This window comes from Blastocatellia bacterium (genome assembly GCA_035573895.1).
In the GTDB taxonomy this organism is placed as follows: domain Bacteria; phylum Acidobacteriota; class Blastocatellia; order HR10; family HR10; genus DATLZR01.
This window is the reverse complement of sequence record DATLZR010000104.1, coordinates 1-8,419: the sequence shown is the minus strand read 5'-3', so window position 1 is coordinate 8,419 and position 8,419 is coordinate 1. Positions and strand designations below refer to the sequence as shown.

Here is an 8,419-nt window from a genome sequence, read left to right as displayed (position 1 = left end):
AACCGACTGTCCCTGGCCAAGACGCAGGACCTCAGTGCCGCGCGGCCCGATGTGATTATTTACGGAGCGTGGCCGGAGGATCATCTCGGAGCCAGTCTCGCCTCCGGCGATGTCAACGGGGATCAGATCACTGATCTCGTTGTGGGGGCTCCACTGGCCGATGGGCCGAATCATACGCGGCCGGATGTCGGCGAGGTCTACGTCTTTTTTGGTGGGCCGACGCTGGGAGCGCGTCCGCTGCGAGACGTGAATCCGGAGACGCCACTGGGTCCGGGGCCGGATGTGACCATCATCGGCTGGGGCGGACCGGCCAAAGATGGTGCGGCCACGGCATCGGACCAGGCGGGAACGGCTCTCGCCGTCGGTGATGTCAACGGCGACAGCGTGAGCGATATTGTCATCGGTGCGCCGGGAGTGAAAGGCCCCGACGGCCGACGGGTGAGCAGTGGACTCGCCGCCACCGTTCCGGCTCCCGGAGGAGCTGTCTACGTCGTTTACGGATCAAGGGATTTGACCAGCGGAACCATCAGGGACTTCGGCGCGGGAACACCGGTCAGCTCCAGTCCCATGAACGTGGACCTCATCATCTACGGGCAAACGCTCGCCATCCAGATGAACGGCGTGCAAATTGCCAAAGTGGGCGAGCAACTGGGCCGCGCCGTCACAATCGGAGATCTCAACGGAGACCAAATCGGCGATATTCTCGCTGGCGCTCCCTATTTCACGGCCAAAAGTGAGATCGGTCAGGGAGCCGTCTACGCCTTCTTCGGCAGTCGCACGCCTGCCGTTGTGCGCGACACATCGGCTAAACAGCCGCCACAGGGAGCCGGACCCGATGTCGTCTTTCAGGGGATGAACCCCGGTGAATTACTCGGATCGGTCCTGGCTGCCGGTGATGTGAGCGGCGATGGGGTGGATGATCTCCTCATCGGGATTCCGCTGGCCAATGGGCCGACGCGCGACCGCACGGCAACGGGAGCCGTCTTCATCGTTCTCGGCAGCCGGGAGCTGAGGGTCGGCAAGCGGGACCTGGAGAAACAACCTGCTGAGATTCGCCTCATCGGAGCGCAGCGCAATGATGGGCTGGGATTTGCCCTGGCAACGGAAGATACCAACGACGATGGGGTCAAGGACCTTATCGTCAGCGCTCCGGCTGCCGACGGTCCCGGCGAAATGCGCAGCGGGGCGGGAGAAATCTATATCATCCTGGGGGGACGACTGGCTCCGGGAACAACTCTCGATCTGGCTCAAACGCCGGCGGATATCACTTTCTACGGAACTGCCAAGGGGGATCAAATCGGGTTCTCAATTGCTCTTGGAATGGTGGATGCAGACCGTCGAGCCGACATCATCGTTACCTCACCCTTTGCCGATGGCTCGCCGGACGTTTGCCGTCCGAAGGCGGGAGCTACCTATATCCTGCTCAGCCGCTGAGCAGCCGCCTCGGGAAAAATCACTCGGCGGATCAACCCGGATGAGCACGGGTCGGGATGATTCTCCCGCCGTGCTCATCCATTCGTGACGACTACAGAAATTCCTCCAGAAGGCGATCAAACAATTCCTTCGACACTCCAAGCGGCTGGCGAACGAGCGGACCATTTTTCAAGGCCGGTTCGCTGTCCTCATAGGTTGGCTGCGTGTCGCGGTAGAAGAGGCCGATGGGAATGCGGTCGCCCCACTCAAAGGCTTTCTCCAGAGCGGCCAGGGGATTAGAGGGATCGTGGGTGGCGTCTTCCTCGAGTTTGTAGACGCGCTGCTTGAACCAGGGATAGGTGTTGACCTTGTTGTAGGTGACGCAGGGGCTGAAGACATCCACCAGAGCGAATCCCCGATGTGCGATGCCTCCGGCGATGAGACTGGCCAGATGGTCGGGTTCGCCGGAGAAACCACGGGCGACATAAGTGGCCCCGGAGACAAGAGCGAGGGCAATGGGATTGATGGGCAGCTCGGCATTGCCCCGCGGCGTGGACTTGGTGCGCACTTCTTTCATGGTGGTGGGCGAGGCTTGACCGGTGGTCAAGCCGTAAATCTGGTTGTTCATGACGATGTAGGTGATGTCAATGTTGCGGCGCATGGCGTGAATGAAGTGGCCGATGCCGATCCCATAGCCGTCCCCATCGCCGCCGGTGACCACCACGTGAAGATCGTGGTTGGCGAGCTTGATCCCCTCGGCGACGGCCACAGCGCGACCGTGCAGGCTATGCACACCGTAGGCATGAATGAATCCCGGCAGATTGGACGAGCACCCAATGCCGGAGACCACCACCAGGTCCTTGGGCTGAATGCCCAGTCGCCCAGCGGCCAGTTTGAGCGCCTTTAACACGCCAAAATCACCGCAACCGGGACACCAATCGGGATCGACCGGTCCCTGATAAACCTCAATCGGAAGTTCGATGACCGTTGCCATAGAATCCCTCCTGTTTCTTTCCTCGCGTGCTGCTGTCCTCATGAGACCGGCTGCCAGAGATAGGTTGATCCGGTCTCCGCGCCAATGAGCAGATGGCCTCGCCGCTCACCGGATTGGCGCGTGATGATCTCGATCTCCCAGACCGGCTCATCGAATCCATTAGCATCGAGCCGCTGGATCTGGCCGGGGCGCAGGTCCTCGGTGAGCTGCGTGCGAATGTAGTGATAAGCCACCTCGCGCGCTTCCTCGCGGCTGAGTTCGAGCGTGCGCGGTCGTCCCTCGAGGATGGCCTTGACCTGTTCGACGATGTAGCGAGGTTCAAACGGCTCGCAATCGTACTTGCGGATATGATCGTCCACACTGATGCCGGTTTCCGCCCGGAGGTGACGGGCGAATTGACCGCTATAGTTGCCCTCGATGCAAATGGTCTTGCGCGAACGGCGCAGGATCTCACTCACCTCGCGGGCATGGAAGGGGAAGAGGTATTTGATCTGAAGGTGATTGGCCCGGATGCCGTCGGCTTCCAGACGGCGAACGGCTTCGCGGATGACGCCCTTGGTTGATCCCCAACCGATGAGCGTCACATCGGCCTCTTCGGGCCCCTCCAGGGTCGGTGGCGGAAGGTCTCGCAGCACGGCTTCGAGTTTGCGCATCCGCTTCTCGTGAATTTTGCGGCGCACGGGCGGCGACGTGTAGACATCGCTGATGAGAATTCCGTACTCATCGTGATCATCCGTGGCCGCCGTGTGAAGCGTCCCTTCGGTCCCCGGCAATGCCCGAGGCGAGACGCCCGACCGGGTGAACGCATATCGTTTATACCGTCCATTGCCCGCCGGCCATTCGGTGACGATCTCTCCGCGCTCGATAGCAACGGCGTGCGTCAGAGCATCGGGTTCAATCGTCTCCGGATGCTCGGAGAGATAGAGGTCGCTGATCAGGATCACCGGCAGTTGATATTTCTCGGCCAAATTGAAGGCCTCGATCACCGAATAGAAGCAGTCGGTCGTATCGGTCGGAGCGATGATGACCCGGGGATAATCGCCCTGAGAGGCTCCGAAGACTTGATTGAGATCGCCCTGCTCGGTTTTCGTCGGGACGCCGGTGGAGGGCCCGCCGCGCTGCACCTCGATGATAACGACGGGCGCTTCGATCATACCGGCCTGTCCGACGGCTTCGGTCATGAGCGCAAAGCCGCCTCCGGATGTGCCGCACATGGCGCGCACTCCGGCGTAACCGGCGCCAATGGCCATGTTGATGACGGCCAGCTCATCCTCGCATTGTTTGACGACGATGCCGCACTGCTCGGCATGGGCCGCCAGCCAGTGGAGGATGGACGAGGCCGGCGTCATCGGATAGGCCGAATAGAACCGACAGCCAGCCACCACGGCTCCAAACGAGAAGGCCTCATTGCCGGTGATGAAAGGCCGCCGCACATGGGTGAACGTCCATTGATATCCGAGCGGAACGAAGTGCTCGCGGGCGTAGTCATACCCGGCGCGGGCAATGCCGACGTTCTGATCAATCACCGCCTGGCCCTTGTGCCGGAACGTATCGGCCAAAACGTTCGCCGCCGTCTCGAAATCGAGGCCGATCAGATACAGCAGGGCTCCCAGAGCCACGGTGTTTTGCATCACCGGCTGAACCTTGCCAAACGGTTTGGTCAAGGCCGCCACCGGCATCGGCGCCGGCAGAATATTGTCGCCGATCAGGCTCGGATCGAGATGGAGCTTATCGGAGTTGTAGATGATCGCCCCACCCGGTTCGACTTCCGGCGCATGGCGTTCGATGCTGTCCTGGTTGAGCGCAATCAGGACGTTGAGATGATCGCCCTGAGAGTAAACCTTTTCCTCAGCCAGGCGCACGCGCAGCCAGATGTGACCGCCGCGAATGACCGATTGATAGCTGTTGTACGCGGAGACATAGAGTCCCAGCCGCGCTGCCGTCTTGGCCAGCGTATCGCCAGTTTTATCCAGCCCATCGCCGGCAGCGCCGCCAATGCCAATAGTGATCTCACGCATGGTTCGTTTCCCCCTGAGAAAATGACGCGCAGGCCATCGTGCCTGCGGATGTTATTTTCGTGGCGAGCGCCACATGTCCAGCAGGGACCGCCAAAGAGTGCGCTCGCTCACCGATAGGAGCGCTTCCATGGGATTCCTGGAGTCTCTCCTCACGAGCAAGGAGGCCCGTGCCCGACGCTCCTTGGACGGAGGAGGTTCGTTGTAATAAGCCATTGCCCCGGTTGAGTATTGTGTACCCCACCGCTGTCTTTTTCATCTTATCGCTTCCTCAATAAGCCCACAATCTTATGCCGTCTGCCCGGCAAGATCAAGGCGGAAACGGCGGGGCCGCAGACAGGTCTTACTGTCCTCATGACGCGGTGCACCGGCCCGGAGAGGGGGATGATGTTCGGCGGACTTGCGAGTCCCCCCGGGCCCCCTCCAGTCGCTGGAAATGAAAAAAGGAAGCAGCATCGCCACGGTCACTGGACGACGTGCAGGACCACGCACTTGAGATAATACGTCTCCGGCATGGCCAGAAGAACGGGATGATCGCGTGCCTGGGTTCGTCGCTCGAGGATGCGGCAGGAGCGCCCGGCATCCGCCGCTGCTTCCTGTAAAATGGCAAGTAGCATCTCCTCACTCAAGTGATAGGAGCAACTGCAGGTCATCAGAATCCCTCCCGGTCGCAGCAGCCGCAGGGCGCGCAGATTGATCTCCTTGTATCCCCGCAGCGCGCCCTCCAGAGCCGCTCGACTTTTGGCAAATGCCGGGGGATCGAGAACGATGAGATCGAAGGCCTCGCGCCTTTTATCCAGCTCGCGGAGGTAGTCAAAGAGATTGGCCTCGACGAAGGTGATGTTGCTCAGGCCGTTGAGTTCCGCATTCCGGCGGCCTGCCGCCAGCGCCTCCGCCGAGATGTCTACGGCGAGCACGCTCTCGGCGCGACGGGCCAGATGCAGAGCAAATCCGCCGTTGAAACAAAACCCATCGAGGCACCGGCCCCGGGCATAGCGCGCCGCCACGCGATAGTTCTCCCGTTGGTCGAGGAACGCGCCCGTCTTCTGCCCGTTGATCACATCCACCTCGAAGATCAGATCGTTCATGCGGATCCGCACGGGCTCGCTGAGCGATCCATCGAGCACCCCTTTCTGCAGGGGCAACCCTTCCAGCGTTCTCGCTTTCACATCATTGCGCTCGACGATGGCGCGCGGCGCGTACAGCTCTCGGAGCAGATCAACCCACATCCCTTTGAGCCGTTCCATTCCCGGCGTGAGCGTTTGAAGGACGAAGGAGTCGCCGTACCGGTCAATGATGAGCGAGGGCAAGCGATCGCTTTCACCGAAGACGAGGCGATAGGCCTCCGTGTCCTCGACGACCTGATGGCGATAGGCAGCGGCGGCAAGAAGACGCTGACGCCAAAACTCGGGCTCCGGCGTTTCGTTTGCGTCGGCGACGAAGCGCAGCGCGATCTGAGACGACGGGCTGTAAAAGGCAAACCCCATCGGCTTCCCCCGCGCATCCACCACCCGGACGATGTCGCCGCTCGCAGCCTGGCCGGAGTCGAGAACATCCGAGGCATAGACCCAGAGATGGCCGGCTCGACGCCGCGCTCCCACGCGCGGATGAACCGTGACGACTGCCATTGACGACATCCCCTGTTGCCCCCTAAACTGCCCCCGTTGCACTCACGACCATGCGGACGGACCGAAGCAACCAATACATGCTGCCCGCCTCAGCCCGCGCCTTTCGATCGGGGCCGATCGTTCCCTCTTCCCTTGAAAATCATCTCCCAACGGATGAAAGGTTCCAATGGATTACTGCGCTTTTCATCCGCTGGCGAACCCATGTTCATCTTTCACGGCGCGCATGAGCACATGGACGGTTCTCCGGAAGCAGATTCATGATGAGCAGCGAGCATACCGCAGTGATCGGTCTGGGATCAAATCTCGGCGACCGTCAGTCGTATCTGGCGCGCGCCCGCGAGATGCTGGCGATGGCGGGAGTGGTGGAAAGCGCCTCGCCGATCTATGAGACGGAGCCGGTGGATTATACCGATCAGCCCGATTTCCTCAATCAGGTCGTCGTCCTGCGCACCTCCTGCACCCCTCTGGAACTTTTGCGGCTGTGCCTCTCCATTGAGCGAACCCTCGGTCGAGAGCGTCTCCTCGCCAAGGGTCCGCGCACGATTGATCTCGACCTCTTGCTCTACGATGATCTGAGCCTGGACATCGTCGAGGAAGGCGACCGACTCATCATCCCCCATCCGCGCTTACACGAGCGGCGATTCGTTCTCGTGCCGCTGTGCGATCTCTTTCCCGCCGGCATTCATCCCGTCCTGGGGAAATCGTTCGCCGAGCTTTTGACCGAAGTGAACGATCGGGCCCGCGTGATCCTCTGGTCGGCAGAGGGGTGATCCGTCAATCGCCTCACCGAGTCACGTTCGCAGAGCCCATGCCTCCCCCTGACGAATGCCCTCTGAGGGATACACGAACCTCTATTCGTTTCTCCGGCAAAGGCGGTCGGCGTTACTTGAGGGTGATGTTGTAAGCCTTGATCTTGCTGTTGAGCGTCGTGGTGTTCATGCCGAGCAAGCGCGCGGCACGACTCTGATTCCCGCCGGTGATCTCCAGAGCGCGACGAATGAGATAAATCTCGAACTTGGCGACTTCATCGTAAAAGGACAGACCGTGAGAGAAATCCAGTTCCGCCGGCAGCGATTCTCCCGACAACCGACGGATGAGTTCGCGGGCCGCCTGAGGATTGAGGATTTCATCCGGCAGGCACTCGAAATCAATCCGGTCGCCCCGGGCGATAACGACGGCTCGCTCGATGACATTCTCCAGCTCCCGAACATTACCCGGCCAGGGATAATCCTCCAGGGCGCGAAGGACATCGGGGTCCAGATCGAGCGAGATCTGGCGATTATTCTCGGCATTGAACTTGCGGATGAAGTGATGCACGAGGGGAAGAATGTCCTCCTTTCGCTCACGCAGCGGCGGGAGATGGATCGTGATGACGTTGAGACGATAGAAAAGATCCTCGCGGAAGCGGCCTTCGGCCACGGCCTTTCTCAGATCAATGTTGGTGGCGGCGATGATGCGGACGTCCACTTTACGGGTGGTGGTATCGCCGACGGGTGTGAATTCGCGCTCCTGAATGACGCGCAGCAGCTTGGCCTGGATATCGAGACTGATGTTGCCGATCTCGTCGAGAAAGATGCTGCCGCCGTCGGCGACTTCAAACCGCCCCTTCTTGGCGGCGATGGCCCCGGTGAATGCGCCTTTGACGTGCCCGAAGAGGTCGCTCTCCAGAAGCTCCGGCGAGACGTTGCTGCAATTGACGGCGACAAACTGGCCGCGCTCGGCGCGCGGACTGAGGAAATGAATGGCCCGGGCGATAAGCTCTTTGCCGGTGCCCGACTCGCCTTGAATGAGAACCGTCGAGCGGGTGGGCGCGATCTGAGCGACGAGATCGAGCACTTTCCTCATCTTGTGACTGCGGGCGACGATCTGATCGAGGGCCGAGCCGGTGCGCAAGGTTTGACTGAGAATGCGCCGCTCTTCGTCCTTGCGTCGGCGACGAATTCCCGCTTCGACTTTGCGCAAAATCTGATCGTTTTCAAAGGGCTTGCGGATGCAACTGAAAGCCCCCATCTCCCAGGCGGCCATCGCCGTATCGAACGTGGCATAGGCGGTGATCATGATGACGACGGCTTCGGAGTCGAGCTTGAGAAGCTCTTCGAGCGTGCGCAGACCACCCATGCCCGGCATGGAGACATCCAGCAGCACCACGTCAAAGGGATGCATCCGGAACTTCTCCACGCCCTCCTCGCCGGTTCGAGCCAGCTCAACGCGATAGCCCTCGGCCGAGAGAAGGCTCTCCAGCACATCGCGCATCACTTCCTCATCGTCAACGATGAGCACACTGCCTTTGCGAGTCATACGGACGTTCTCAATCTTAGCATAAAAGTTGCGACGCCGGGACTCCGCCAAAACCACGCGGATGGGGCGGG

At 60.7% G+C, this 8,419-nt stretch carries 6 protein-coding genes; 2 read left to right on the top strand and 4 right to left on the bottom strand.

Annotated features, from left to right (window positions below; genetic code table 11):
• A partial coding sequence (locus VNM72_09960) for a hypothetical protein (GenBank protein HXF05727.1) occupies positions 1-1,434 on the top strand: 1,434 nt, incomplete at its 5' end.
• Between the two features lie 91 nt (positions 1,435-1,525).
• Here the strand turns inward: VNM72_09960 and VNM72_09955 are convergent.
• From VNM72_09955 to VNM72_09945, 3 genes are all read right to left on the bottom strand, one after another.
• Complete coding sequence (locus tag VNM72_09955) at positions 1,526-2,407, bottom strand: thiamine pyrophosphate-dependent enzyme (protein ID HXF05726.1); 882 nt, start codon at positions 2,405-2,407, stop codon at positions 1,526-1,528.
• A 38-nt stretch (positions 2,408-2,445) separates the two neighbouring features.
• Positions 2,446-4,425 (bottom strand): 2-oxoacid:acceptor oxidoreductase subunit alpha, encoded by a 1,980-nt coding sequence (locus VNM72_09950; protein ID HXF05725.1) that lies wholly within the window; start codon positions 4,423-4,425, stop codon positions 2,446-2,448.
• A 461-nt stretch (positions 4,426-4,886) separates the two neighbouring features.
• Complete coding sequence (locus VNM72_09945; protein ID HXF05724.1) at positions 4,887-6,050, bottom strand: class I SAM-dependent rRNA methyltransferase; 1,164 nt, start codon at positions 6,048-6,050, stop codon at positions 4,887-4,889.
• A 257-nt stretch (positions 6,051-6,307) separates the two neighbouring features.
• Here VNM72_09945 and folK point away from each other — a divergent pair, with 257 nt between their 5' ends.
• On the top strand, positions 6,308-6,820 hold the full coding sequence (gene folK / locus VNM72_09940) for a 2-amino-4-hydroxy-6-hydroxymethyldihydropteridine diphosphokinase (GenBank protein HXF05723.1): 513 nt from the start codon (positions 6,308-6,310) through the stop codon (positions 6,818-6,820).
• 112 nt (positions 6,821-6,932) lie between these two features.
• Here folK and VNM72_09935 read toward each other — a convergent pair.
• Positions 6,933-8,419, bottom strand: a 1,487-nt coding sequence (locus tag VNM72_09935) for a sigma-54 dependent transcriptional regulator (GenBank protein ID HXF05722.1), incomplete at its 5' end; no start/stop codon positions are given.